This is a genomic window from Nocardia sp. NPDC058176, from assembly GCF_042883805.1.
Lineage (GTDB): Bacteria > Actinomycetota > Actinomycetes > Mycobacteriales > Mycobacteriaceae > Nocardia.
The window spans coordinates 1,005,261-1,031,214 of the sequence record NZ_JBHVVA010000002.1 but is presented as its reverse complement, the minus strand read 5'-3'; the positions used below and the strand labels follow the sequence as shown (position 1 = coordinate 1,031,214).

Sequence of the window (25,954 nt, the reverse complement as noted above, 5' to 3'; positions counted from 1 at the left end):
GACGGGCCCCTCCTCGGGGTCGGGGCGTGCGGGGTGCGTCAGGGGCGCACGGAACGGGCCCCTCCTCGGGGTCGGGGCGTGCGGGGTGCGTCGGGGGGCGCACGGAACGGGCCCCTTCTCGGGTCGGGGTGTGGTGGGTGCTCTGGGTGGGTATGGATATTTGTTTGGTGGCGGGTTTCGATTCGAGCCCGGAGAATGTCGGGATGACCGTCCGACCGCGCGTGGTGCTCGCCCCCGACAAGTTCAAGGGTTCGCTCGCCGCGCCCGAGGTCGCGGCGGCGCTGGCCACCGGAATACGCCGTGGCGCACCCGCCGCGGACGTGCGGTGCGTGCCCGTGGCCGACGGCGGTGACGGCATGGTCGACGCTTTCGCGGCCGCGGGGTGGCGGCGTGTCGAAGTCGCCGCGCCGGGGCCGACCGGCGAGTCGTCCACCGCGGTATACGCCGTGCACGGTGACACCGCGGTCGTCGAATTGGCCTCGGCGGTCGGGCTGGTGAAGCTGCCCGGCGGCAGGCTCGACCCGCTCGGGGCCAACACCTACGGGCTGGGTGTGGTGGTCGCGCACGCGCTCGACAACGGTGCGCGCGAGATCGTCCTCGGGCTGGGTGGCAGCGCCTCCACCGACGGTGGTTCCGGTCTGCTGCGGGCGCTCGGCCTGCGGCTGCTCGACCGGGCGGGCCGCGAGCTGACCGCCGGGGCGAACGGTTCCGGCGATGTCGGTTCGCTGCTGCGGCAGGTGTGCTCGGTCGACCGGGCCGGGCTCGACCCCGCCGTCACGCAGGCGCGGTTCACGCTGGCCTGCGATGTGGACAATCCGCTGCTCGGTCCGGCGGGCGCGGTCGCGGTGTACGCGGCGCAGAAGGGCGCCAACGCGCGGCAGATGGCGGAATTGGAAGCGGCGCTGTCGAATTGGGCCGCAATCCTGGGCACCGGATACGCCGAGATCGGTGGTGCGGGCGCGGCGGGCGGCACCGGGTTCGGTGCGCTGGCGGTGCTCGGCGCGCAGGTGCGCAGCGGCATCGATGTGGTGCTCGAACTGCTGGAATTCCCCGCGCTGGTGCAGGGGGCGACGCTGGTCGTCACCGGGGAGGGGTCACTGGATCACCAGAGCATGCACGGCAAGGCCCCGGTCGGGGTCGCCGCGGCGGCCAAGGCGGCCGGGGTGCCCGTGGTCGCGGCGGTGGGCCGAACCCTGTTGTCGCCGGGAGAGATTCGGGCGGCCGGATTCGCCGGGTGTTATCCGCTCAGCGCGCTCGAAGCCGATCCGGCGCGCTCGATGGCGGCGGCATCGGGCCTGCTGGAACGCATCGGCGAGCGCATCGCCGCCCGGCACCTCTAGCTACAGCGCGACCCGGGTGGCGACGACCTCGGCAGGCAGGGACTTCGCGCTCAACTCGGTGCGGTGCGTTTCGCCCCACCGCTCCAGCGGTTCCAGCGCGACGCGCAGGGTGTCGCCGAGCGGGGTCAGCGAGTATTCGACGCGCGGCGGGATCTCGGGATAGATCTCGCGGTGCACCACCCCGGAGCTCTCCAGCTGCCGCAGGTTCTCGGTGAGCACCTTCTCGCTCACCCCGTCGAGCATGCGCCGGATCTGCCCGAAGCGCTGCGGGCCCTCGCCGAGCACCCACATCAGGTGCAATTTCCACTTGCCGCCCACCACGTCGATGGCCAGGCTCATGCCGCATGGGTCGTGAGCTACGTCACTGTTCATCTCCGGTGCACCTCTCTGACCGCATTTCGAACCTCGAGGTAAGCAACCACACTCCGACGTTCGGTCTTCCCCGACGATACCCGCGCCGACCACCATGGATTTCGGCGCCGAACCATCCAGTATCGAGAATCGAAGGGGCATCAGATGTCCGAGCAGAACAACAACCGCTCCGTTTCCGTCCTCGGCCTCGGCCCGATCGGGCAGGCCATGGTGCGCGCCTTCCTCGCGGCCGGTGTCGAGGTGACGGTGTGGAACCGCAGCACCGCCAAGGTCGACGCCATGGTCGAACTCGGCGCCAAGCGCGCCGAGACCGTCGCCGAGGCGCTGTCGGCCAACGAGGTGTCGGTGCTGAGCCTGACGCACTACGCCGCCATGTACGACGTGCTCGGCCAGGCACCGGAAGCGTTGGCGGACAAGGTGATCGTCAACATGTCCTCCGATTCGCCGGAGAAGGCACGGGCCGGCGCGGCCTGGGTGCGCGAGCGTGGCGCGCAGTTCCTCTCCGGTGGTGTGATGTCGGCGGGGGAGAACATCGAGCACCCCGCGTCCTACATCTTCTACAGCGGCCCGCAGGAGGTGTTCGACGCGCACGCCGAACTGCTGCGCCCGCTCAGCCCGCAGGAGTACCTCGGCACCGACGACGGCCTCGCCCAGATCTTCTACCAGGCGCTGCTCACGACCTTCCACCCGTGGCTGATCGCCTTCGACCAGGCCACCGCGATGATCGCCCGCTCCGGCCACGACATCGCCCAGTTCGTCCCGTTCGCGGTGCGCTCGAGCGAGGCCTATCCCTACTTCATGCAGGAGTTCTCCGTCGCCAACCAGAACGGCGGCTGGGCCGACCTGGCCACCCTGAAGATGATGGACGCCGGCGCGCAGCACATCATCGACGCCAGCGAGGAAGTCGGTGTCGACGCCGGGTTCTCCCACCTGGCCCAGTCCTACTGGCGCAAGGCCATCGCCGCCAGCGAGGCCGCGGGCAAGCCGGTCTCGACCTTCGAACTGATCAAGGGGGAGTGAGTCCGATGCCGGAGCGGGCGACGGTGACCGTCCTCGGCCTCGGCCCGATGGGCCAGGCGATGGTGCGCGCCTACCTCGACGCCGACATCGCGGTCACCGTTTGGAATCGCACCGCCGAGAAGTCCGACCGCATGGCCGAAATCGGTGCCCGCCGTGCGGATTCGGTGGGCGCGGCGGTGGCCGCGGCCGAGGTGATCGTGCTCAGCCTGACCCACTACGAGGCCATGTACGAGGTCCTCGGTCCGGTCGCCGATGGATTGACCGGCAAGGTCGTGGTCAACCTGTCCTCGGACTCACCGGAGCAGACCCGGCGCGGGGCCGAATGGGTGCGCGCGCACGGCGGCGAATTCCTCGCCGGTGGGGTGATGGGCCAGCCGGAAGAGCTGGCCGGGCCGGACGCCTACATCTTCTACAGCGGTCCGCGCGAGGTGTTCGACGCGCACCTGGGGCTGCTGAGTCCGCTGGCGGCGCCGGAGTACCTGGGCGCCGACGACGGCTTGGCCCAGGTCTACTACCAGGCGATGCTCGCCCTGTTCCTGCCGCTGCTGCTCGGCTACGAACAGGCGATGGCGATCATCGACCGCTCCGGTTCCGAGATCGACCGGTTCCTGCCCTACGCGCAGCGCTCGCTCGGCACGGTCACCGACCTGTACGCGGCCTGGGCGGGTATGGCCGCGGCGGGTGGGCTGGGTGATCCGGGGTATCTGCGAATGATGGATGCCGGGGCGCGCCATGTGGTGGCGACCGGGGCGGCAGTCGGTGTCGATGTCGAACTGGCCGAGGCGGTTTCGTCGTACTGGCGGCGGGCGATCGCGGCCGGTGCGGAGTCCGGCGTGCCGGTGTCGACCTTCCAATTGGTCCGTGGCACAGCGTGATTCACGCACGGAACCGTCCGGCACCCTGAGGTGCCGAACGGTTCGGCGTTCACGCGGTCTCGGCGCCGAGGCGAGGGAACGGTTCGGTGGAGAACACCACCTCAACCGCCACCTCGAAGTAGGCCGCGATCCGCAGGGCCAGATGCAGGCTGGGACTGTATTCGCCCCGTTCGAGATAGCCGACGGTCTGGTAGTGCACGCCGAGCGCCTCGGCCAGGTCCCGCCGCGAGATGCCACGCTCGGCGCGCAGCATCGCGATGCGGTTGTAGATGACCTCAGAAGGCACGCTGCATCGCCTTTTCCCGGCGCTGCGCCATCGCCGATCCGGACTCACGACTCGCCATGCGCCGCAACACGATCGGGGCGAGGACCAGGCCGACCACCGCCCAGACGCCGAGTACCGCGATGGTTTCCCCGTGTCGCCAGGACTCGCCCAGCTCGATGACGACCGTATCGGCGGGCAGCAGCGCCGAGCGCATACCGAGGCCGAGCCAGTACATCGGGAACACCTGGCCGATCGCCTGCAGCCAGCCGGGCAGGGCGGTGATCGGATAGAAGATGCCGGAGATGGCGATCAGGCCCATCAGCGGCATGGTCAGCAGGAACGCCGTGCGGGTGTCGAGCGCGCTGCCCAGGATCGCGCCGATCGGCAGCGAGGCCAGCAGGCCGAGCGCGACCACCCACACGAACGTCAGCACCGCGCCCAGCCCGGACAGCGAGGTCCCGCCGATGATCACCATGCTCACACCGAGCACGATAACCACCTGGGCGATCACCGAGCCCGCGGTGGCCACGATCTTGCCGGTGAAGTAGCCGAGCATGCCGCCCGGCACGGCCTTCGCACGCAACAGGGTGCCGTCCTCGCGGTCGAGGACCAGCACGTTGAGCAGCGCGTACATGCCGTTGAAGGCGATGATGCTCCCGAGCAGACCGGGCACGGCCAGCTCGGCCACGGACATGCCGGTCTCGCCGTAGGTCTTGTCGCGCAGCAGGAACAGCACGCCGAGCGTGATGGCCGGCGTGACGAACTGCCCGATCAGATCGGGCGCGTTGGTGTAGGCCTGGCGCAGTTCGATCACGCCGCGGGCGAGTCCGGCGCGCAGGGCGGTGGTGTTCATCGGGTGACCTCCGTGAGGCTGTGGACGGCGAGGTCATCCGCACCGGATTCGGCCCGCCGGACCAGGGTCATGTAGGTGTCCTCGAGCGAGGCGCGGCGCACCTCGAGATCGCCGATCCCGTCACCGTGCTGTTTGAACAGCTCGTGCACGAACTTGGTCGACTCGGTGGTGGTGTGCACGAACCGCTGACCGTCGGCGGTCCAGCTGACCTGGGCCTCGCCCGCGATGGAGCGGGACAGTTCGTCGGGGGAGCCGTCGGCGATGATGCGGCCACCGGCCAGGATCAGGATCCGGTCGGCGAGCTTCTCGGCCTCGTCCAGGTCGTGCGTCGTGAGCAGCACGGTGGTGTCCTCCAGATCGGCCAGGCGGTGCACCAGATCGTGGAAGTCGCGCCGGGCGGCGGGATCGAAGCCCGCGGTCGGCTCGTCCATGAACAGCAGGTCGGGCCTGCCGACGACGCCGATCGCCACATCGAGCCTGCGTCGCTGGCCACCGGAGAGCGTGGCGATCTTGGCGCCCGCGTGTTCGGTGAGCCCGACCAGTTCGATGAGTTCGTCGGGGTCCCACGGCCGTGGCACGCCGGGTGTGGCGTAGGGCGCGTAGAACGCGCCGAGATGGGTGAGCAGTTCGCGCACCCGCCATTTGGCGTGGTCACGCCAGGATTGCAGGACCACGCCGATGCGGGCGCGCCACTGCTCGTCACCGTGTTCGGGATCGGCCCCCAGCACGTCGACCCGGCCGGCCGACCTCCTGCGGAACCCCTCGAGGATCTCGATCGTGGTGGTCTTGCCCGCGCCGTTGGGCCCGAGCATGACGAGTACTTCCCCGCGTTTGGCCTGAAATGTCACGTCGTGCAGGACATCGGTCTCGTCGTACCGCATCCGCAATCGCTCTACGTCGAGAACGACGTTGTTGCTCGAAGTCATGAGTCCTCCCAGTCATCGACCTTCGATGATATGTAGCATATGTACTACATATCATCGCGTCAATGCGGTCGCGAGGATCGGACGTTTCGGAAAGTGAGAGCACTGCTCTTGACAAACGGCCGCGCCGGTCGCATGCTTGTACTCAACAGAGAGCAGTGCTCACGGTTCAGGAGTGATCAGCATGGACAACGCCACCCGCTACCTCGTCCCCACCGGCATCGAGCCGATCATGAACAAGGTCTTCAACCTGGTGCCGAAGCTGGGCATCAATGTGGCCGGTGGGCGCCTGCTGGCCGTGCGCGGCCGCAAGAGCGGGGAGTGGCGCACCACCCTGGTCAACGTGATGACCGCCGCTGACGGCGAGCGCTACCTGGTCGCGCCCCGCGGGCACACCCAGTGGGTGCGCAATCTGCGCGCGGCGGGCGCGGGCGAACTGCGTCTCGGCCGCAAGACCGAGACGTTCACCGCCACCGAGGTCGCCGACGCCGACAAGGTGCCGCTGCTGCGCCTCTACCTGGAGAAGTGGGGCTGGGAGGTCGGCAAGTTCTTCGAAGGCATCACCAAGGACGCCACCGATGACGAACTCGCCGCCATCGCACCGGGATTCCCGGTCTTCCGCCTCGCCTAGTCGCCGAGCAGATACTCGATCGCGGCCGCGTAGCCCTTGATGCCGAGCCCGGCGATGACCGCGGTCGCGATCGGGGACACGAAGGAGTGGTGCCGGAACTCCTCGCGCGCATGCACATTGCTGATGTGCACCTCGACGATCGGCACCTCGGGAATCACCAGCGCGTCACGCAACGCGACGGAGGTGTGGGTCAGCCCGCCCGGATTGATCACGATCGCCGACACCACACCCCTGGCCTCGTGGATCCGGTCGATCAGCGCGCCTTCGTGATTGGACTGGAACGCGACGACCTCGCGGCCGTACCGCTTCGCGGTGCGCTCGCACAGTGCCACGACGTCGTCGAGGGTGTCGGCACCGTAGATCTCGGGCTGGCGGGTGCCGAGCATGTTCAGGTTCGGTCCGTTCAGCACGAGGATCGGACCGGTGGCCTGCGCGGCGGTATCTGCCATGCAAGCCACCTTAATTCACAGCCCGGTCGGGCCCTCCGAACGCAGGTCGTCGACCTTGCGCATGGCTTCGCGCAGTTCGGCCAGCCAGCTCTCGGCGTGCTTGCCCGCCAGTTTCACCGTCCAGGCCAGCGCGTCGGCGCGGGAGCGGGCCACGCCCGCGTCGATGAGGGTGTCGAGGACCTGGCGTTCGGGCTGGCGCAGGCGGGTCATCACCGGAACGGCGAGGTGGGTGAACAGGATTCGCTCGCCGTCGAGGCGGACGCCCCAGGCGACGCTGCGGCCGTAACGCCGCTGGGCCTCGTCGGCGATCTGCATGCGGGCCGCGCGGGTCGACTCGCGGAAGCGGGCGAGCGCGCCCTCCTTGGTGGCGGTCGAGGCGGGCGGCGCGTCGGCCTCGCCGGACTTCGGCGGCGGGAGTTCGCCGACCACGACGATCTCGTCGCGATCGATCTCGATCTCCGGCGGGCCGGTGAACCAGTCGGTCGGCAATCGTCCGGCGAACCAGTCGGGGGCGTCGGCGGGGTCGGGAAGGTCGGCTTGCTGCCAGCCTCCCGGTCGGCCGAATCCGCGTTCGCGATGAGCGTTCCGCATGGAGATCACCTGCTATCCGAGTTGCGCCTGTTGCGGTGATTACAAGATTACGCCGATACTCGCGTGCCGGTTTCCGCTCTGCGAGAACAGGGTCCCGGGCGGGCCGGCATGCTCGCGTTCGGGGGTTGGGTGTCGGTGGCCCTGGGTACCCTCGCGTTGAATCGCCCGGACAATGCGGGATCCGCACAACTCGATGGGTCCGCCGGTACCGTTGGTGAGCCAGTAGTTGCCACTGGCTGGGCGAGGTTGGAAATCATCCCCTCATCGAGGGGAGATTTCGGGCACAATCGAGGTGCTGAGGTCGGAAAGCGTCCCGTTTGCCGGGGCATCGGAGACGGGTCAACTTCCGGTACGGTGGATTTGTTACTGGAGTGGCAAGAGTGAAGAGTGGGCGATATGGATGTGTGGGGATCCCGCCGCTTTCGCGTACGGGGCGCAATGGCGATCGTGGGGGCTGCGGCCCTCGCGTTCACGTTGTGCTCGTGCGGAGTGGGGGGTGCGCCGAGTGAGTCGGAATCGGTGGTGCAGCGGTTCACCGACCTGCTCGATGATCAGGACTACGCCAAAGCGGCGGACCTGACCTCCTATCCCGCGGCCGCCTCCGCAACCATCAAGCAAATGTTCGAGGGGCTGGAGTCCGGCACGGTCGACTACGAGCCGAGCCAGGTCATCGACCTCGATCCGCAGTCGGCCATCTTCAGCCTCGACGTCGCCTGGAACTTCGGCGAGAACAAGGACTGGTCCTACACACTGCAGGGCACCGTCCGCAAGCTCGCCATCGGCTGGCGGATCTCCTGGGACCCGGACGTGGTCATGCCGCAGCTGAAGGACAACCGCACCGTCAAGCTCGTGCGCACCACCGCCAAGCCGCCGCCCAAGGTCACCGACCTGGCCGGTGATCCGCTGATGACCGAGCAGACGATCAATGTCATCAAGATCGATCCCGCCCGCACCGGTGACCTGGTGGCCTCGACGAACGCGCTGGCCGACGCCATCGAACCGGTCGCGCCGCTGATCACCGGCCCCTCGCTGATGCAGCAGCTGGCCGCGGCGGAGGGCAAGCCGGTGATCGCGGTGAACCTGCGCGACGGCGATTTCGCGATCCTGGAACCGCGGATGGCCAAGGTGCCCGGCGTGGTGATGGAGAAGGAGCCGCGGCTGATCTCGGCCGACCGGCGCACCTGGTCACCGATGCTCGACGCGCTGCGCGAGGTCTGGAAGGACAACCTGGCGGCCAGCGCGGGCTGGGGCGTGCAGATCTTCGAAGCCGACGGCCGGTTCGTCGAACAGATCGCCGGATACCAGGGTCCGGCCGGACCCGACATCTCCGCGACCATGGACCAGCGGCTGCAGCGTGCCGCCGAGGACGCGGTGGTCAGCGCCGGCACCCCGGCCTCGGTCGTGGCGATCCAGCCCTCGACGGGCGCGGTCGTCGCGGTCGCGCAGAACACCTACGCCACCCAGAAGGGGCCGATCGCGTTCACCGGCCTGTTCCCGGCGGGCGGCACCATGGAGCTGTTCCGCGCGGTCGCCGCCGCGACCGAGAACAAGCCGCCGCAGGAGATCTCCGAGCAGGAGGTGGCCGAGGCCGCGACCGCGCTCGGGGTCGGTGTCGACTTCAAGGTCCCCGGCCTCGACGAGGTGACCGGCCGGATCAGCGTGCCCGGCCGCAGCACCGAGCAGGTGCGCCAGGGCGCCGGGGCCGACGCGGTGCTGGCCAGTCCCTTCGGGATGGCGATCGCCGCGGCCGCGATCTCGCGCGGGTCGGTGGTGCCGCCGATGATCGAAACGGGCAAGCCGAGCGTCAGCGAGACCCCGGTGCCCGAGTTGCCGCAGGCCGCGGTCGACCGGCTGCGCGGCCTCATGCACGAGGGCATCGGCAAGCCGGAAACCGCCGCGCTGCGCGGGTTCCGCGATGTCACCGCCTTCGCGGCCACCGGCGGCGCCGACGGCTGGCTGCTCGCCACCATGGGCGACCTGGTCTTCGCGGTCCACATCGCCGACGTCGACAGCCGCGACGCCACCTCCCGCCTGGCCGCCGTCATGCTGAAATCGCTGGCCACGCCGGAACCGTGACCCGCGCGTGCGGTCGGGATGTCGATCTTGACCGGTTACCCTGCTCGGGTGAAGAGATTCGCGCCGTTCGCTCTTGATGCCCTGTTGGTGATCGTTTTCTGCGCGATCGGCAGGCGTAGTCACGACGAGGCGGTGCTGGCCGGGCTGGTGAAGACGGTGTGGCCCTTCGGGATCGGTTTGCTCGCTGGCTGGGCGCTGGCCATGGCCGCCGCGCGCAACGCCCGCTTCGACGCGACGACCCTGTGGCCGAGCGGCATCCTGATCTGGCTCGGCACGCTCGTCGGCGGCATGGTCCTGCGCGCGGTGAGTGGTCAGGGTGTCGCGGTGAGTTTCGTGATCGTGGCGGCCAGTGTGCTCGCGCTGTTCCTGCTCGGCTGGCGCGCGGCGGTCAGCGCACTGCGCAGCTGACTCAGATCCGGCGCTGCTGTTTGAACTCCTGTTCGTATTCCGCGTCGTCGTCCTGGGGTGTGCGGAACAGGAACGCGATGACGATCCAGCCGACGATGGCGACCAGGATGAAGCTGACCAGCCGGTAGATGAACGCGGCGGCGACCGCCTGCGCGGCGGGCAGGCCCGCGGCCGCGGTGAGGCCGTAGATCAGGGTGGCGTCCACGTAGACGATGCCGCCCGGCGCGAACGGGATCGACCCCACCGCCTTGCCCGCCGCGAAGGCGATGAGCAGGCCGGACAGCTTGGGATCGGCACCGATCGCGTAGCAGGCGGCGCCCAGACAGGCCACGTCGGCGAAACGGTGCATCAGGGCCCAGACCCCGACCAGCGCGCCGTCGCGCTTGCCCAGGTCGACCGATTCCAGCTGGGCCCTGATCTCGGCCAGCTTGGCGATGCCGTGATCGGCCGACTTCTTGCGGAGCCGGTTGACCACCGCGAGCACCCGCCGCAGGATCGCCTCCAAGGCACCCGGATGCCGGGCGAGGTAGTTGCCCGCGATCAGCACCGCGGCCAGCAGCACCACCGTGGCGATGAGCTTGACCCCGATTCCCCTGCCGACCAGCGCGGCACCGGCGATCCCGAGCAGCGCGAGTCCGGCGGCGGCGACCACGCCGGAGAAGACCAGCTGCCACGACGCCACGATCGGGCTCGCGCCCCAGCGCCGGGTCTGGCGGTAGGTGAAGGCGGTGGAGAAGACCTGACCGGCGGGCAGCGTCAGCGACATCGCCGTGGCGCCGTAGACCACCGACACCGACTTGCCCTGGCTGACATCCACCCCGCCCGCGTGCAGCAGCTGCTTCTGCACCCGGCCGAAGCCGCTCATCGAGACCGCCTGCAGGAAGATGCACAGCACCAGCCAGCCCCAGTGGATCTCGGTCAGCGTGCGCCAGGATTCGTGCAGGCGCGGCCACAGGTAGATGCCCTCGCCGATGAGCAGGGCGAGCAGCACCGCGCCGAGCACCCATTTCACCCACCAGAACCGGCGGCGGCGCTCGGCCGGGGCATGCTCACCTGCTAGGTCGCCGTCGGCCGTCACGGTCTCAGCCTAACGAACGCAACTGTTCTCCCAGCTCCTCGCCGGGCGCGGCGGTTGCCGGCTTCGGCCAGGCCAGCCGGGTTTTTCTGCGTCTGCCACGCAGCTGGACCTCGTCGCCGGTCTCCCAATGGTCTTGCTCGCTTTCGTCGGCGAAGTACAGCGCGCTGCCCGAAGCGAGGACGCGGCCGGGTTGATCTTTGGCCAGTTCGGTGAGCCGGGACGCCTCGTTGACGGGGTCACCGATCACGGTGTATTCGAATCGGTTCGCGGCGCCGATGTTTCCGGCGACGGCCAGGCCCGCCGACACGCCGATGCCGACATCGAGGCTGGTCACCTCGCGCAGCGCTGCGCGCAGATCGCGGGCCGCGGCCAGCGCGGCGCTCGGCGCGTCGGGGCGGTCCAGCGGCGCGCCGAAGATGGCGAGCGCGGCATCGCCGACGAACTTGTTGACGAAGCCGTGGTGGCGGTCGATCACGTCGACCACCACCCGGAAGAACTCGTTGAGCAGGCTGACGACCTCGGTCGGCGGGCGCTCGGCGGCCGCGGCGGTCGAGCCGACCATGTCGACGAACAGCACCGCCACGAACCGGGTCTCGCCACCGAGTTCGGTGCCGTAGTCGAGCGCGCGCTGGGCTACGTCCTCGCCCACGTGCTGGCCGAACAGCTCCTGCAGTTGCCGCCGCTTGGCCGCCTCTTCCATCATCCGGTTGAAGCCCACCTGCAGCAGCCCGATCTCACTGCCGTCGTAGACCTCGACCTGCACATCGCGCGCGCCCGCCTGCACCCGGTTGATGGCCTGGGACAGCTGCCGCACCGGGTCGGAGATCGACGATCCGGTGAGCATCGACAGCGCCAGCGCCTGCAGGATCACCACGCCGCACAGCAGCAGGATCGAGATGGCCAGCGATTCCGCCGAGAACTTCACATCGGAGGAGATCTGGGTGACGCACAGCAGCACGATCGCGATGGTCGGCGCGAAGGTGCCCATGCCCCAGGTCATCGCCATTCTGGTGCCGACGCCGGGGGTGAGGGTGTGGTCGAAGGTGCCCTCGGTCAGCGCCTCGGCGGCGACCGGGCGCAGGATGCGCTCGCCGAGCATGTAGGTGAAGCCGAACACGATGGTGGCGGCCATACACTCGGTGACGATCACCGCGCCTGCCAGTTCGGGCGATTCGGCGATGATCAGCGCGGCGAGCACGGCACCGCCGATGATCCACAGCACCAGGTGCACGATGGACTGGCGCAGCGGCACGTGCAGCGCCGCCATCTGTTCCTGCCTGCTCGGCGGTCCGCCGCGCATCTGCCAGCGCATCACCGGGCGCAACATCAGCGTGGCGGCGAAGATACTGAGCACCGCGGCCACACCGAAGACCAGCAGCGGCGCGAGCAGCCCGATCCGGCGCACGCCGCCGGGGTCGCCCTCGGGTACGGGCAGGCCGTATTGGATGAACGCCCACACCAGCACCGCGCCGAAGGCGTTGGCCAGCAGTATCGAGGTCAGATACAGCGGCCAGCGCGTTCGCATGGTCTGTTTGACCGCTTCCAGGGGCGCCGACACGACCACCAATCTAGCGTTGTGACCGATAGGCTCTCTGAAGTGACCGACCAGAAGGTAATTTCCGGGCCGGAGTCCGGGCCGTGGCGTTCCGACGCCGAGGCCGTGCATCCCCTGGTCCGTAAAGCCGCCGCCTGGAGCTGGCGGCTGCTGATCATCTTCGCGGCGGTGCTCGCGGTGGGGATGCTGGTCCAGCGGTTCGCCACCGTGGTCATTCCGCTGGCGATCGCGCTGCTCGCGGCCGCGCTGCTCGCGCCCCTGGTCGATTGGCTGCAGCGGGTGGGGATTCCGCGCGGGCTCGGCGTGTTCGTCGCGCTGGTCGGCTCGATCGGGTTGCTCGCCGGGGTGCTGACCTTCGTCGTCGAACAGTTCGTCGACGGCATTCCCGCGCTGACCAACGAGGTCACCGACAGCGTGCACAAGGTGCAGGACTGGCTGATCAACGGCCCGCCGCACCTGAGCGACGAGCAGATCCGCAACGCGGGCGACACCATCGTGCGCACCCTGCAGGACAACCAGGACAGTCTCACCAGCGGCGCGCTGACCACCGCGACCGCCATCGGTCACATCGTGGCCGGCGCGTTCCTGATCCTGTTCATCCTGATCTTCTTCCTCTACGGCGGCGATCAGATCTGGACCTTCGTCACCCGGATCATCCCCACCGCGCACCGGGAGAAGGTGCGCACCGCCGGTGAACTGGGGTTCGGGACGCTGGTCGGGTTCGTGCGCGCCACCGTCGTGGTCGCGGGGGTCGACGCGATCGGGATCGGCGCCGGACTGGCGATCCTGCACGTTCCGCTGGCCTTGCCGCTGGCCTCGCTGGTGTTCATCAGCGCGTTCATCCCGATCATCGGCGCGTTCTTCGCCGGGTTCGTCGCGGTGTTCATCGCCCTGGTCACCAAGGGGCTGGTGACCGCGCTGATCGTGCTCGGCATCATCATCGCGGTGATGCAGCTGGAAGGCCATGTGCTGCAGCCCTTGCTGCTGGGCCGGGCCGTGAGCATCCATCCGCTGGCCGTGGTGCTGGCGATCACCGCGGGCCTGGTGGTCGGCGGGATCGCGGGCGCGCTGCTCGCGGTGCCGCTGATCGCGGTGTGCAATACCGCGATCCGGTATCTGCTCGCCGACAGCCCGGAGGAGGTCTACAGCGATCTCGCCGGTGGTGAGGACCGAAGACTCTTCGCCGCGGAGCCGGACAAACCCGAGCCGGGCCGCTTCGACATCGGGCGCGTGCTGCGCAAGGAAGAATCCAAGACCGAGCCCGAGTCCGGCGATGCGGACCCACACAGCTGAGCTGAGTTCGGCCGACGCGGCGACCGCGCCCCTGTGGCGGGCCGCCCAGGCGTTTCGGCTGGTCACGCTGCTGTACGCGATCGGCCAGCAGATCGCGTCGGTGTCCTATTACGAACACCCGCGACTGAGCTGGATGCTGATCGCGCTGATGGCGATCTGGTCGGGCAGTTCGGCCCTGCTGCTCTCGCAGTGGTACTTCCCCGAGGCCACCGGGCGGATTCGCGGCTGGGTGGTGTTCGGCGATCAGGTGGTGACCGTCGCGCTGATCGCCTCGACCCGGCTGGTCGCCGATTACGACTGGTACCACGGACATCAGACCCTGCCGACGACGCTGTGGATCGCGAACTCGGTGATCTCGATGGCCATCCTGCGCGGTCCGGTGGCCGGTGTTCTCGCCGGGCTCGGGATGTCGGCGGTGGTGGTGACGGTGCGCGAGCAATGGGGACAGGACGTGTGGGGCGATGCCACCGCGCCGGTGCTCGTCTCGGTCGGTTTGGCCCTCGGGCTGGCCGCCAACACCGCGCGCCGGGCCCAGGGCCAGCTCGAACGGGCGCTGCGGATCACCGCCGCCGCGCAGGAACGCGAACGGCTCGCGCGCGAGGTGCACGACGGGGTGCTGCAGGTGCTCGCCTACATCAAGCGCCGCGGCGACGAGATCGGTGGTCCCGCGGCCGAACTCGCGCAGCGGGCCGGGGAGCAGGAGGTGGCGCTGCGGGTGCTGCTGTCCGAGCAGGGCGAGCGACCGGATTCCGGTGCCGCCGAGGTGGATCTGCGGCCCGCGCTGACCACCCTGGCCACGCCGAAGGTGTCGGTGGCGACGCCCGGTGAGCCGGTGCTCATCGGGCGCGGCGCCGCGCACGAGATCGCCGCCGCGGTGGCGACCGCGCTGTCGAATGTCGAGCTGCACGCGGGGGCGGACGCGAAAGCGTATGTGCTGCTGGAGGACACCGGTGACATGCTGGTGGTGAGCGTGCGCGACGACGGGGTCGGGATTCCGGCCGGTCGCCTCGCCGCCGCCGAAGCCGAAGGGCGGATGGGGGTTTCGCGGTCCATCGTCGGGCGGATCGGTGCGCTCGGTGGCGACGCGGAGCTGCTCACCGAGGGCGAGGACTTCGGCACCGAATGGGAATTCCGGATCCCGCGCCACCCGGCGCGCTGAGAGGCAGGAGCGACGATGCCCGAGGACGTGATCACGGTGATGGTGGTCGACGATCACCCGATGTGGCGCGAAGGCGTCTCGCGCGATCTCACCGAGGCAGGTTTCGCCGTGCCCGCCACCGCCGACGGGGTCGGCACCGCCACCCGGCGTGCCGCCGCTGTGCAACCCGATGTGGTGCTGATGGACATGCAGCTCACCGACGGCAACGGGGCCGCCGCCACCGCCGAGGTGCTGCGGGTCTCACCGCACAGCCGGGTGCTCGTGCTGTCGGCCTCGGCCGAACGCGATGACGTGCTCGACGCGATCAAGGCCGGTGCCAGCGGATACCTGGTGAAGAGCGCCTCGGTGAGCGAGCTGATCGAGGCCGTGCGGGCGACCGCGGCCGGTCAGCCGGTGTTCACGCCCGGCCTGGCCGGTCTGGTCCTCGGTGAATACCGGCGGATGGCCACCGCGCCCGTCGCCGATGATCAGCCGCACCGGCCCTCGCTGACCGAGCGGGAGACCGAGGTGCTGCGGATGGTCGCCAAGGGGCTGTCGGCCAAGCAGATCGCCTCGCGGCTGAGCCTGTCGCATCGCACGGTGGAGAACCATGTGCAGGCCACGCTGCGCAAACTGCAGCTGGCCAACCGGGTGGAGCTCACCCGCTACGCCATAGAACAGGGTCTCGAATAGGGGTTTGCCCTGATGCGCGGGGACGGTCGCGCTGGCTACCCTCGATGACATGGGCGGTCCCGAATCCCTCTACGTACCCGGCGCGACGACCTCCGGTCCTGTCGCCGACCGGGAACTGCGCGTGTCCGACGCCGAACGTGAGCACGTCGGCCAGTTGCTGCAACGCGCCGTCGGCCTCGGCATGCTCTCGCTCGGCGAGTTCACCGAGCGCATGGACACCGCGCTCGGCGCCAAGACCCGCGGCGAACTCAACGCCGTGCTGGTCGACCTGCCCGGGATGCGCGTGGCGGGCACGCCCCAACCGGCCGCCATGCCGCGCCCGGCTCCGCCCGGTGGTTCGACGCCGGGGCTGATCCGCAGTCGCCTGTCCGGGGTGAACCGCCGCGGTCCGTGGCAGGTGCCGCCGGTCCTGCACCTCAACAACCTGATGTCCAGTGTCACGCTGGATTTCACCGAGGCGGTGATGCAGACCCAGATCGTCGAGATCCGGATGGACGACTACTGCACCAGCCTCACCCTGCTCGTCCCCTCGGCCGCCACGGTCGACCTCAACGGTCTCGACCTGGTCGGCTCCAGCGCCAACAACAAGGTCCGCACCGGCCCGCCGATCGGCCCCCTGCACCTGGTGGTGCACGGGCGCGTCCGCTTCGGCTCCGTCACCGCGAAGTACCCGCTGATGGTCCAGTGGCGCAGGTTCCTCAACTCCTGACCCGCGAGATCGGGTAGAACCAGGTAGCCCTGCCGGGGGTTTCTACTCATCCCATGGACAGCGCATCCAGGCGACGATAAGGGCATGAGTACAGCCATCGATCCCGCCCTCGTCGCCCGCCTCTCCGGCGAGTTCACCGACCTCGGCACCCGCATGGGCCGACTGGGCGGCGACCTGGACCTCCTGCGCGCGCAGTTGCTCGCCGATGTGCAGGGGCGCGCCGAGTCGACCGCACCACCGGCCTTGCGCGCCCGCAGTGTCGCCGAGCTGCGGGCGCCGTTCCTGCGAGCGGGGTCCGTTGCCGAGCAGGGCGGTGTTCGCGAGGATGGCGATATTCGTGTCGACGGGGGTGTCGAACCGAGCGGTGCGGCGCAGGGAGCTGCGGGATCCGCCTCGGGCAGTGCCGCTGATGAGTCTTCCGCGCAGGTCTCGAGTGAGTCGAGTGCATTGAGTGACGTTGGTGTGCACCAAGATTCGACAATCGGTGATGACGACGGCCGACATGCCCCGGCTCGGAACGCGAGCCCGTCGGATGTCTCGGCGTCGAGTGAGTCTGCTGTGGGTGCACCGCAAGATGCTGGGGCGCAGGGTGTTACGCCGAGCGACCGCGAGGCTCCGCCGTCTGCGCCGGCCAGCGGCGGGCAGCAGGTGCTGCCGACCGGCAGTGATGCTGCTGTGGCGCAGGGTGCACCGCAAGAGGGTTGGCAGCCGAGCCGAGGCGCAAGTACCTCGGAAGCTGCTGGGGCAAAGGGTGTTACGCAGGAGGAAGGAAACCTCGCGCAGGCTGTCGGAGGTAGCGGAGCGCAGCAGGCGCCTGGGGTGCGCGGCGAACCGATGTCGCAGGCCGCCGTGGCGCAGGGTGCACCGCATGGCGGTTGGCAGATGGGGCCCGGTGGTCAGGCTGTGGCACAAGCCGTTGGGGCGCCGGGTATTCCAGGTCCTGGGCCCGCTCCTGGTGGTTGGGGTCCGGGGCGGCCCGGTGGATTCGCGGGGGCGCAGCCGGGTTGGGGGCAGCCCGGGGCGCATGGGCGGCCGGGGCATGGGGGGTGGCCGGGGGCTCCTTATGGGCCAGGTGGGCCGCGGGGACCGGTGGGGCCGGGGCAGCGGGCGGGGTGGGTTGCGCCCCCGCCTCGGGAGCCGAAGACGCCGTGGTGGCAGCGGGAAGGGGTGATCTCGCGGGTGCTGGCGGTGGCCGGTGTCGGGGTGACGCTGATCGGTGTGCTGATGCTGTTGGTGCTGGCCGCGCAGGCGGGGTTCTTCGGGCCGGTGGCGAGAGTTGTTGCCGGTGGGGCGCTTTCGCTGGTGCTCGTCGGTGCGGGGTGGCGGGTGTTCACCAAGCCGGGTGGGCGGGTCGGTGGGATCGCGCTCGTGTCGACCGGTATCGCCGGTGCGTATCTGGATGTTGTCGCGATGACAGGGTACTACCACTGGGTGCCTGCCGGTGTCGGACTGGCGTTGGCGCTGGTGGTGGCGTTGGCCGGGGTCGGGCTGGCGATGCGGTGGCAGTCGCAGCCGCTGGCGGTGGGCGTCGTGATCGGTGCCGCGGTGCTCTCGCCCGCGCTGACCACCGAATTGATGCTGCTCGGGTTCCTCGTGGTGCTGCAGGCGGCCGGTGTTCCGGTGCAGATGCGTCGCGATTGGCCGGTGCTGCACGTGGCACGCACCCTGCCCGTGGTGCTCGCCGCGCTGAGCATGATCGCGGTCAGCGGCATCGCGGGTGCCATCGGCGGTGAAGAAGCCGCGCAGCGTCGTGGACTGCTGATCGCCGTGATCGCCTGCGCCGTGGTCGGACTCGTCGGCGCCCTGCTCGTGGTGCGCCGCAAGCCCGCCGACATCACCGCGAGCGTCACGATCGCGCTCACCGCACTGCCCGTCCTCGCGGTCGCGTTGCTGTTCAGCCGCGTCGTGAACGCGTCGATCACCGGCGCGCTCGCCACCGTCCTCCTCGGCCTCGCCGCGACGACACTCGTCCCCGGCCTGCGCGATCGGATCCCGCGCCACACCGCCCTGGTCGCCGCACTCACCGGCGCCGTCGCCCTGCTGCAGACCTGCGGCGCCGCGACCGGCGCCCACCCGCACCTGTTCCCGACCAGCCTGTTCGTGGTCGCGCTGGCCTTCCTGGCGGTCGCCGCGACCAGCCGTGCACGCGTCGCCGCGGGTCTCGGCCTCGCCTTCGCCCTGTTCGGTGGACTCGCCCTGCTGGCCATCGCCAACCCGGAAACCCTGACCGTGCACCGGTTCGCCGAACGGCACCTCGACATCTCGACCGCCGTCGCGGCGCTGATCGGCCTCGCCGTCGCCGCGATGGTGGCCTGGACGGTGCCGCGCCTGCCCGGCTGGGCCGATCAAACCCTGGTCACCATCGTGTGGATCGCGGTGAGCGTCGCCGGTCTGTACTCCGTGCTGGTCGCCTCGGTATCGCTCGGCGTGGCGCTGAACGTGCCCGACGGCTTCGTCATCGGCCACAGCCTCGCGACGATCGTCTGGATGGTCGCGGCCACCGCCTCGCTGTTCTACGGCCTGCGCCGCCTGTCCCGCTCACCCGCGGTGGCGAAGGTCTGCCTGGTCTCCGGCCTCCTGGTGGCCGCCGCTGCCCTGGCGAAGCTGTTCCTGTTCGACCTCGCGACTCTGTCCGGCCTGGTCCGCGTCATCGCCTTCCTGGCAGTCGGAATCCTCCTGCTGCTCACGGGAACCCGCTACGCCCGGGCCTTCGCCGATTCCGGTGCGGAGCGCACGGAGGTCGAGCGCGCGGAAACCGAGCGCGCGCAGAGCTGAGCGATACGGCGGAACCCACGGCGCCTCGATGCCGTGGGTTTCGTGGCGTCCGTGTACCGCCGGGCCCCAGCCGGTTTCGCCCTCGCGACCGACCCTCGAAGATTGCTGCACCGTGTCGTCATCGACTCCAGTGCCGAACGCGTGAACAGCCGATCGAACGCGAAACCCACGGCACCGCAATGCCGTGGGTTTCGCTGCTTTCGTACTACCGCTGAGCTCAGTCGGTTTCGTCCTCGCGGCGCCGCAGCAGTTCGTTCACGCTCACCGTGCGTCCCTCGTTGCCGCTGTGCCGCCCCTCGTCGGCCGCGTTTCCGCGCCGCGAGGACCGGAGCTGGGCCATCCAGTTCTCGATCTCGTTGCGATTGCTCTCCGCCTGCGGCTCCTCGGATCCGCCTGCGGTGGAACCGCTTTCGACCGAGTCGTCGACCTCTGCGGCAGAAAGCTCGGTGGTCGCCGTGTCCTCAGTCGGCGCCGCGGGAGTCGGCACAGCCGTGAACCCGGACGGAGCCCGCCACTGCCCCGCGGTCTCGCTCTCCTGCGCGTCCGCGCCGATCTGATCGGGGGTGATCGACCGACCGGCCACGTCTGTGCCCGCCTGGCTCACGCGTTCGTGCCAGCCTTCAGCCGCGTCCGGCTGCCCGGCGGTCTGAGAATCGGCATCGGCTCGCTCGGACCAGCCGAGGTGATCGGCATCCGCCGTGCTCGGCCGGTTCGCCGAGTTCGCCTGATCGGCGGCTGAACCGAGGTATCCGTCCGCCTGGACGGAGTCGGGATCTGCCGCCGGCCGCGCCGATTCGTCCTGCCAGGGCGAGGCCGACGCAGTCGGTTCACCGGTCGGGACCGCGGTGAATCCGGGGGGTGCGGACTGCGGGCGGACGATTTCCGGGCGGGAATCCTGCTGCGGCGCCGCCGAGTTGGGCTCAGCAGTGAATTCGTCGCGCGCGGGATCGTTCGCCGGGCGGCGGAACACACTGTTGTCCGGCTCGGGAGTCACCGGGGAGAAGCGCGGTCCGGTGTCGGTGCCCGGTGTGTCGAAGTCGCCTGTGACGCCGCCGATGGAGCGGTCGCTCCACGGGCTCGTCGGCTGCTGAGGTTCAACCGGAACCGGGGTACCGAAGATGCCGCGTGCCGCCGGGGTATCCCCGGTGGTCGGACGCTCGGCATCCGAGCTGCGGTCCGCGTTCGTGACACCGTGCGCCTCGGCCCAGTGTGACCCGGCTCCGCGCGATTCGGTCCCGTGCGATTCGGATCCGCGCGATTCTGTCCGGTCCGATGACTCGGCTCGATGCGCACCCGGGGTCGCGGAGAGATCGGATGGCGGCACGAATCCTCGTGGGCGCGATTCGGGTTCCCATGCCGAGGATTCCTCGTCGGTACCGTCGTTCGTCGCCGAATCCGAGGGTGCGCGTTCCGGTGTCGGAACGGCGGTGAACCCGCTGAACGTGCCACCTGCCGGGGGCTCGCTCGTACGCGGCCGCGGCGGCGTCACCATGCTGGGCGGTGTGTTCACGATGCTCGGCGGCGTTTGCGGGGGGACCACTCCGCGCGGCGGCGGTGTGTTCACGATGCCGGGCCGGATCGGCGTCACGATGCTCGGGCGTGGGAACGGATCATCGGCGGGCGCACCGGATTCGGTGTCGTCACCGCTGGTCCTCGGCGTCGAGATCCGCGGCACGGGGCTGTCCCCGAGGCCCGGGGGTGTGTAACCGGCAGGCGGCTGCACTCGCTCGGAACCCCGCGGCGCCGCCGGCGCGCTGCTACGCGGCAGGTCCAGCCCCGCGTCGCTCGCCTCGGCACTACGAGAGCCGACACCACGAGAGCCGGCATCACTGGAGCTGTCGGCACCGCCGCGACCCAACGCGTTGCCCGGTGAATCGACGCCGTCGGTACGCAGCGCGTTGCCTGGTGAATCGACACCGTCGCTGCGCAGCGCGTTGCCCGGCGAACGGAAGTCCGTGTCGCTGCCGCGGCCAGCGCTCTCGGGTGCAGCACTTGGTGCGCGGAAACTGTCATCGCCCAGAGTCGAGCTGATGACCCCGGGTGCACCGAATCCGGTGTCGCTACCCGAGCCGCCATCGCCGGGCCGCCCGAAGTCGGTGTCGCCACTCGGGTCGGCACTGATGATCCCGGGTGCGCCGAAGGTGTTGCCACTACTCGGATTCGGGCTGATCACGCCTGGGGCTCCGAAACCGTTGTCGCCGCGCGAGTTCGGGCCTGGCGCCCGGGGTGTGTCGATGCCGCGGTCGGCAGTCGGGTTGCTGATGCTCGGCAGGCCGGAGGCGCCGTCGGCACCTGTGGCTCGACTCGAGTCGCTCGGTGCGCGGAAACCGTTGTCGCCACGCGAGTCCGTAGTGCCGGACTCGCCGAGACCGCGGTTCAGACCACCGACACCCGGTGTACCGAGGGAGTCACCACCATGCGCGCTCGGGTTGGTGCCGCCTGGCGTACCGAAGCCGTTGTCGCCGGCACCGCCGGGGCTTGTACTGCCCGGCGCGCGGAAGTCGTTGGCATTGCCCACGCTCGGGCTGCCGGATCCACCGAAGGTGTCCGCGCTGCGGCTCGAGTCGTTCGGTGCGCGGAAACCGTTGTCGCCACGCGGGCCGTCTCCGGGTGCGTGGAAACCGTTGCTGCCGTTCAGGTTCGGGCCAGCGGTGCCAGGTGAGTCGGAGCCGGTGTCGCCGTCGGGGGAGCGGGTCGGCCGGGAGCCGGTGTCACCGAGGTGGAAACCGGTGTCGCCGTGGGTTTCCGGGGCGGTTCCGGCGGTGTCCGGGTCGTCGGGCTTCGGCGGGGTGGTGCCGGGCTTGACGACCGGGAGGATTCGGGTGGGCTCGCCTGTGGTGTTCTTCGGCGGGTCGACGTCCGGGGCGGGGTCAGCGGACTTGCCCTCGCCGGGCTCGCTGCCCGGCTTGACCACCGGCAGGACACGAGTCGGTTCACCACTCGACAGCATCGACGCGCGGGGGCGGGTCGGGTCCGGTGACATCGGGTGGCGCGGACGGGCAGGCTCGGCCGGGTCAGGGGACTCGCTGATCTTGTCCATTCGCTGGGTCGGCGCCTCGGCCTCGATCTCGGCGACCGTGCGGGGCCGGCGCGGGGTGCGGGCCAGCTTGGAATCCGGGACCGCCGTCATCTGCATGGTCGGCGGATCGGTGATCGGGGTGGTCTTCACCAGGTCGACCACGGCACCCTTCTGCGGGCGCTCGTCGTCGAGGATGGGTTCGCCGAGGCCGATCTTCTCCTGGATGCGCTTCATCCACTTCGGCGCCCACCAGCAGTCGTCGCCGAGCAGCTTCATGATCGCGGGGACCAGCAGCATGCGCAGCACGGTGGCGTCGATGAACAGCGCTGCGATCATGCCGTAGGCGATGTACTGCATCATCACCATGTCGGAGAACGCGAACGCACCGGTCACGACCAGCAGGATCAGGGCGGCGGCGGTGATGATGCGCCCGGTCTGGGCGGTGCCTATTCGCACGGCCTCGGTGGTCGACGCGCCTTGGGCACGGGCCTCCACCATGCGGGAGAGCAGGAAGACCTCGTAGTCGGTCGACAAGCCGTAGATGATCGCGATGATCAACATCAGCACCGGCGCGCTGATCGGTTGTGGCGTGAAATTGAGGATCCCGGCGCCGTTGCCGTCGATGAAGATCCAGGTCAGGATGCCCAGCGTCGAGCCGAGCCCGAGCGCGCTCATCAACGCGGCCTTGATCGGCAGCACCAGCGAACCGAAGGTCAGGAACATCAGCACGAAGGTGCTGAGCAGGACGATCGCGATCATCCACGGCATCAGTTCGAGCAGCGTGTCGATACTGTCGGCCATCAGCGCGGGCTGACCGGTGACATACATCGTGACGCCGTCGGGAATCGCGATCGAGCGCAGATAGTCGATGGTCGGTTCGGCATTGCCGGTGGGATCGACCAGGGTCGCCGAGGTGCGGAACACCTCCGCGTTGCCCGGGGACTTGACCGGCACCTCGAACGGGCCGACCAGCCCGGGAGCCTGGTTGGCTTCCTTCCAGACCTGGCCGATCGCCTGGGTGTTGTCGGAGACGAAGACCAGCTGGATCGGGTCGGTCTTCTTCTGCGGGAACACCTCGTAGAAGTGCTCGAGCGCGGCGCGGGTGTCGTTGTCGGGCGGCAGGTACTTCTCGTTGATGCCGCCGAAGGCCAGATTCTTGACCGGGATGATCAGCAACAGCAGGCCGACCGTGACCGGGATCGCGATCTTGAGCGGGTGCTTCATCACCCAGCGGGTGAGATTGCCCCAGAAACCGTTCTCGATCTGCTCGGCGGTCTTGTTCTTGCGGAACCACTTGAGGCCGAGCATGTCGACGCGCGGGCCGAGCACGGCGAGCATGGCGGGCAGGATCGTCACCGCGGTCAGCGCGGCCAGGGACACGGTCGCGATGGTGCCGTAGGCGACCGAACGCAGGAAGCCCTGCGGGAACAGCAACACGCCGCCGAGGCTGGCGATGATCATCGTCGCCGAGAAGACGACCGTCCGCCCGGCCGTCACCACTGATCTTCGGACGGCGGCCTTGGTGTCGTAGCCCTCGGCCAGCTCTTCGCGGAAACGACTGACTATGAACAGTCCGTAGTCGATCGCCAGGCCCAGACCGATCATCGAGACGACACCGGTGACGAACGAGTTGACCTCGGTGAAGTTGGTCAGCGTCATGACCAGGCCGGTGGCACCGATGATGGTGAGACCACCGATGATCAGCGGCAGCGCGGCCGCGACGATGCCACCGAAGATGAAGAACAGCAGGATCGCCACGGCGGGAAGGGCGAGCACTTCCATCCGCTTGGTGTCGTGCGCGATGGTGTCGTTGAGCGTGACCGCGAGCGGCTGCAGGCCCGAGACCTCCACGTCGACGCCGGGAATGTAGAAGACGTCCGCCACGACCCGGTAGTTGGCCATGATCGTGGTGTCGTCGTCACCGACGATGGCGATGGAGGCGAACGCGTGCTTCTTGTCCTTGGACCCGAACGCCGACGGCACGGCGGGCGCGTCGCCCACGCGCCAATAGGTGCCGTTGATCTTGTCGATCTGATCCGGATGTTCGGCGGTGACCGCGGTCAGATTGTCGACGACCTTCTGCTGGAACTCCGGGTCATCGATCGTTCCGCCCTCGGGCGCGTTGTACATGACGATCACATCCGCCATGTGGTCGCGCCCGAACGAGGCGTCGGCGAGTTCGGCGCCCTGCACCGACTCGGAGCCGGGATCGAACCAGCCGCTCTGGGTCAGCCGGTCGCCGAGCCCGGTGCCGTAGGCGCCCAGCGCCAACAAGGCAGCACCGACCACCGCGATGACGGCGAAGCGGAACCGATAGACCAGATCGCCCCAGCGGGTGAACACTTAAGCGACTCCTTGACCAGGGCGAGAAGTGAGTAGCGCCGACAGCGGCCGGAAGGGCTGCAGCCAAGCGCCCTCGTCGGGCAGCGAATCGAGGCTCACCCGCGGTAGCGGTTCCCGGAATACACCGGGGATGTCCTCGAGGTCGACGAAACCGAGGGTATCGGATGTGACAGCCCAACTCGCGTGCTCACGGAATCCGAGCACCTGAGCTGGGATTCCCTTGGCGGCGATGGCTTCGAGCGGTTCGCGGAAGGCCTGGCCGTCGGCCGAGGCCACCATGATGCCCGCTAAACCGCCGTCGCGCTGGCGCATCGCGATGTGGGCGAGCATGTCGGCGTCGACGTCGGAATCCTCGTCGATCTTCGGCTTGGCGAACACCGCGAAGCCGACATTGCGCAGCGCCTCCACCCACGGGCGGACCACGTCGGCGGTGCCGGGCGCGATATTGGTGAAGACGGTGGCCTCGGCCTCGATGCGGCCCTTGGTGCCCACCGACAGTTCTGCGGTGCGGGTGAGCAGCCAGCGGCCGAGCGCGTCGAAGCGCGGGCGATAAGCGGCGGTGGGACGCCCACCGAGGATGGCGCCCAGGCCCATGTCGAGGTTCGGCGCGTCCCAGACGAGCAGGACGCGTCGGACATCGGGCCCGGAACTGCTCAACGCCTCGGTGCCGGCGCCTGTCTGGGTGACGTCCGGCATCTCGGGGGCGATCTCACTCACGCTCATCTGTCGATCTTCCCCCATATGAACTCGTTGATGGCGCTTCCGGCACGCAGACCTTTGCCTTCGAACTTGGTGACCGGGCGGTCGAAGCCGATCGGCGCGGTCTCCCGATTGGCCGCGCTGTCGCCACCGGTGGTGTCGTTGAGGCCGGTGAGCAGTGGTTCGGCCGAGCCTACTTCGAGGATGTGTTCGGCGTAATCGGCGTGGTCGGTCGCCACGTGCAGCACCCCGCCGGGCCGCAGCCTGCTGGCGATGAGCGCGAAGGTCGGCGCCTGCAGCAGGCGGCGCTTGTGGTGGCGGGCCTTGGGCCACGGGTCGGGGAAGAACACCCGGACGCCGGTCAGCGATTCCGGGGCAACCATGTTCTCGAGCACATCGACGGCGTCACCGCGCAGCAGGCGGATGTTGCCGATCTCCTCGCGCTCGACCTGCTGGACCAGCTGGGCCAGGCCCGGCTTGTACACCTCGATGCCGATCAGGTTCAGGTGCGGTTCGGACTTGGCCATGGCGGCCGTCGCGGTGCCGGTGCCGCAGCCGATCTCGATGACCAGCGGGGCACTGCGGCCGAACCAGGCGTCGGCCTCGATCGGCTCGTTGGACACGTCGCGGCCGATCACCGGCCAGGTGCGTTCCCAGGAGGCCTGCTGATTCGGGGTCAGCGCGCCGCGCCGCGAGCGGAAGCTCGTGACGCGGGGGTAGAGCCGGGAGCCGGTGGTCGAGCGACGGCCTGCCTCGTTGGGCATTTCCGAGAGTTTGGGATGGGCCGAGGCGGTGGACGGCTGCCCCGGAACCGACTCGACAGGGTGGTTGGCGGCGTCGTTCACGCCG

General features: G+C 69.4%; 23 protein-coding genes. 11 read left to right on the top strand and 12 right to left on the bottom strand.

Annotated features, from left to right (window positions below; genetic code table 11):
* Positions 1-203: 203 nt before the first annotated feature.
* A complete protein-coding gene (locus ACFVVM_RS17310; RefSeq protein WP_387618763.1) occupies positions 204-1,340 on the top strand; it encodes a glycerate kinase in 1,137 nt (378 codons plus the stop codon).
* Here ACFVVM_RS17310 and ACFVVM_RS17305 read toward each other — a convergent pair whose 3' ends face one another.
* The gene (locus ACFVVM_RS17305; RefSeq protein ID WP_387618760.1) at positions 1,341-1,712 is read right to left on the bottom strand and encodes a winged helix-turn-helix transcriptional regulator; all 372 of its coding nucleotides are present in this window, start codon (positions 1,710-1,712) and stop codon (positions 1,341-1,343) included. It abuts the gene before it with no gap.
* Positions 1,713-1,826: 114 nt separating this feature from the next.
* Here ACFVVM_RS17305 and ACFVVM_RS17300 point away from each other — a divergent pair, with 114 nt between their 5' ends.
* Together ACFVVM_RS17300 and ACFVVM_RS17295 are read left to right on the top strand one after the other, a co-directional pair.
* Positions 1,827-2,732 (top strand): NAD(P)-dependent oxidoreductase, encoded by a 906-nt coding sequence (locus ACFVVM_RS17300; protein ID WP_387619257.1) that lies wholly within the window; start codon positions 1,827-1,829, stop codon positions 2,730-2,732.
* Positions 2,733-2,737: 5 nt separating this feature from the next.
* The gene (locus tag ACFVVM_RS17295; protein ID WP_387618757.1) at positions 2,738-3,607 is read left to right on the top strand and encodes an NAD(P)-dependent oxidoreductase; all 870 of its coding nucleotides are present in this window, start codon (positions 2,738-2,740) and stop codon (positions 3,605-3,607) included.
* A gap of 49 nt (positions 3,608-3,656) precedes the next feature.
* Here the strand turns inward: ACFVVM_RS17295 and ACFVVM_RS17290 are convergent, their stop codons facing one another.
* From ACFVVM_RS17290 to ACFVVM_RS17280, 3 genes are read right to left on the bottom strand one after another with little or no spacing between them, the layout of a single operon-like run.
* On the bottom strand, positions 3,657-3,893 hold the full coding sequence (locus tag ACFVVM_RS17290; RefSeq protein WP_189034374.1) for a helix-turn-helix transcriptional regulator: 237 nt from the start codon (positions 3,891-3,893) through the stop codon (positions 3,657-3,659).
* Positions 3,883-4,725 (bottom strand): ABC transporter permease, encoded by an 843-nt coding sequence (locus tag ACFVVM_RS17285; RefSeq protein ID WP_387618754.1) that lies wholly within the window; start codon positions 4,723-4,725, stop codon positions 3,883-3,885. The genes ACFVVM_RS17290 and ACFVVM_RS17285 overlap by 11 nt, the downstream gene beginning before the upstream one ends.
* Positions 4,722-5,651, bottom strand: a complete 930-nt coding sequence (locus tag ACFVVM_RS17280; protein ID WP_387618752.1) for an ABC transporter ATP-binding protein — start codon at positions 5,649-5,651, stop codon at positions 4,722-4,724. The genes ACFVVM_RS17285 and ACFVVM_RS17280 overlap by 4 nt, the downstream gene beginning before the upstream one ends.
* A gap of 181 nt (positions 5,652-5,832) precedes the next feature.
* Here ACFVVM_RS17280 and ACFVVM_RS17275 point away from each other — a divergent pair, with 181 nt between their 5' ends.
* The gene (locus ACFVVM_RS17275; RefSeq protein WP_387618749.1) at positions 5,833-6,279 is read left to right on the top strand and encodes a nitroreductase family deazaflavin-dependent oxidoreductase; all 447 of its coding nucleotides are present in this window, start codon (positions 5,833-5,835) and stop codon (positions 6,277-6,279) included.
* Here ACFVVM_RS17275 and aroQ read toward each other — a convergent pair.
* Complete coding sequence (gene aroQ, locus ACFVVM_RS17270; RefSeq protein ID WP_387618747.1) at positions 6,276-6,728, bottom strand: type II 3-dehydroquinate dehydratase; 453 nt, start codon at positions 6,726-6,728, stop codon at positions 6,276-6,278. The two genes, ACFVVM_RS17275 and aroQ, sit on opposite strands and share 4 nt — an antisense overlap.
* A gap of 15 nt (positions 6,729-6,743) precedes the next feature.
* The gene (locus ACFVVM_RS17265) at positions 6,744-7,319 is read right to left on the bottom strand and encodes a hypothetical protein (protein WP_387618744.1); all 576 of its coding nucleotides are present in this window, start codon (positions 7,317-7,319) and stop codon (positions 6,744-6,746) included.
* A gap of 522 nt (positions 7,320-7,841) precedes the next feature.
* On the opposite strand from ACFVVM_RS17265, the gene ACFVVM_RS17260 reads away from it, so the two are divergent.
* Together ACFVVM_RS17260 and ACFVVM_RS17255 are read left to right on the top strand one after the other, a co-directional pair.
* Entirely contained in the window at positions 7,842-9,395 is a 1,554-nt protein-coding gene (locus tag ACFVVM_RS17260) for an NTF2-like N-terminal transpeptidase domain-containing protein (RefSeq protein WP_387618742.1), read from the top strand.
* Between the two features lie 48 nt (positions 9,396-9,443).
* Positions 9,444-9,803 (top strand): DUF3054 domain-containing protein, encoded by a 360-nt coding sequence (locus ACFVVM_RS17255; protein WP_387618739.1) that lies wholly within the window; start codon positions 9,444-9,446, stop codon positions 9,801-9,803.
* A 1-nt stretch (position 9,804) separates the two neighbouring features.
* On the opposite strand, the gene ACFVVM_RS17250 is transcribed toward ACFVVM_RS17255, so the two are convergent.
* The gene (locus tag ACFVVM_RS17250; RefSeq protein ID WP_387618737.1) at positions 9,805-10,881 is read right to left on the bottom strand and encodes a YbhN family protein; all 1,077 of its coding nucleotides are present in this window, start codon (positions 10,879-10,881) and stop codon (positions 9,805-9,807) included.
* Between the two features lie 4 nt (positions 10,882-10,885).
* The gene (locus ACFVVM_RS17245) at positions 10,886-12,439 is read right to left on the bottom strand and encodes an adenylate/guanylate cyclase domain-containing protein (RefSeq protein WP_387618735.1); all 1,554 of its coding nucleotides are present in this window, start codon (positions 12,437-12,439) and stop codon (positions 10,886-10,888) included.
* 39 nt (positions 12,440-12,478) lie between these two features.
* On the opposite strand from ACFVVM_RS17245, the gene ACFVVM_RS17240 reads away from it, so the two are divergent.
* The 4 genes from ACFVVM_RS17240 to ACFVVM_RS17225 are packed head-to-tail and all read left to right on the top strand — an operon-like array spanning position 12,479 to position 16,269.
* Positions 12,479-13,729 carry an AI-2E family transporter gene (locus tag ACFVVM_RS17240; protein WP_387618733.1) on the top strand — a complete coding sequence of 417 codons (1,251 nt, stop codon included), beginning with the start codon at positions 12,479-12,481 and terminating at the stop codon, positions 13,727-13,729.
* Entirely contained in the window at positions 13,710-14,888 is a 1,179-nt protein-coding gene (gene macS, locus ACFVVM_RS17235; RefSeq protein WP_387618730.1) for a MacS family sensor histidine kinase, read from the top strand. The genes ACFVVM_RS17240 and macS overlap by 20 nt, the downstream gene beginning before the upstream one ends.
* Positions 14,889-14,903: 15 nt before the next feature.
* Entirely contained in the window at positions 14,904-15,560 is a 657-nt protein-coding gene (locus tag ACFVVM_RS17230) for a response regulator (RefSeq protein ID WP_387618728.1), read from the top strand.
* A 49-nt stretch (positions 15,561-15,609) separates the two neighbouring features.
* Positions 15,610-16,269, top strand: a complete 660-nt coding sequence (locus ACFVVM_RS17225) for a DUF1707 domain-containing protein (protein WP_387618726.1) — start codon at positions 15,610-15,612, stop codon at positions 16,267-16,269.
* A 42-nt stretch (positions 16,270-16,311) separates the two neighbouring features.
* Here the strand turns inward: ACFVVM_RS17225 and ACFVVM_RS17220 are convergent, their stop codons facing one another.
* The gene (locus tag ACFVVM_RS17220) at positions 16,312-16,773 is read right to left on the bottom strand and encodes a hypothetical protein (protein ID WP_387618723.1); all 462 of its coding nucleotides are present in this window, start codon (positions 16,771-16,773) and stop codon (positions 16,312-16,314) included.
* Between the two features lie 663 nt (positions 16,774-17,436).
* Between ACFVVM_RS17220 and ACFVVM_RS17215 the strand changes: the two genes are divergently transcribed.
* Positions 17,437-19,044, top strand: a complete 1,608-nt coding sequence (locus ACFVVM_RS17215) for a DUF2339 domain-containing protein (protein WP_387618721.1) — start codon at positions 17,437-17,439, stop codon at positions 19,042-19,044.
* A 217-nt stretch (positions 19,045-19,261) separates the two neighbouring features.
* Here the strand turns inward: ACFVVM_RS17215 and ACFVVM_RS17210 are convergent, their stop codons facing one another.
* The 3 genes from ACFVVM_RS17210 to trmB are packed head-to-tail and all read right to left on the bottom strand — an operon-like array spanning position 19,262 to position 25,869.
* Positions 19,262-24,406: an MMPL family transporter gene (locus ACFVVM_RS17210; protein WP_387618718.1), complete on the bottom strand. Its 5,145-nt coding sequence runs from the start codon at positions 24,404-24,406 to the stop codon at positions 19,262-19,264.
* On the bottom strand, positions 24,407-25,129 hold the full coding sequence (locus tag ACFVVM_RS17205) for an NYN domain-containing protein (protein ID WP_387618717.1): 723 nt from the start codon (positions 25,127-25,129) through the stop codon (positions 24,407-24,409).
* Positions 25,126-25,869, bottom strand: coding sequence for a tRNA (guanosine(46)-N7)-methyltransferase TrmB (trmB, locus tag ACFVVM_RS17200; protein WP_387619255.1), 744 nt, complete (start codon positions 25,867-25,869; stop codon positions 25,126-25,128). The genes ACFVVM_RS17205 and trmB overlap by 4 nt, the downstream gene beginning before the upstream one ends.
* Positions 25,870-25,954 lie beyond the last annotated feature (85 nt).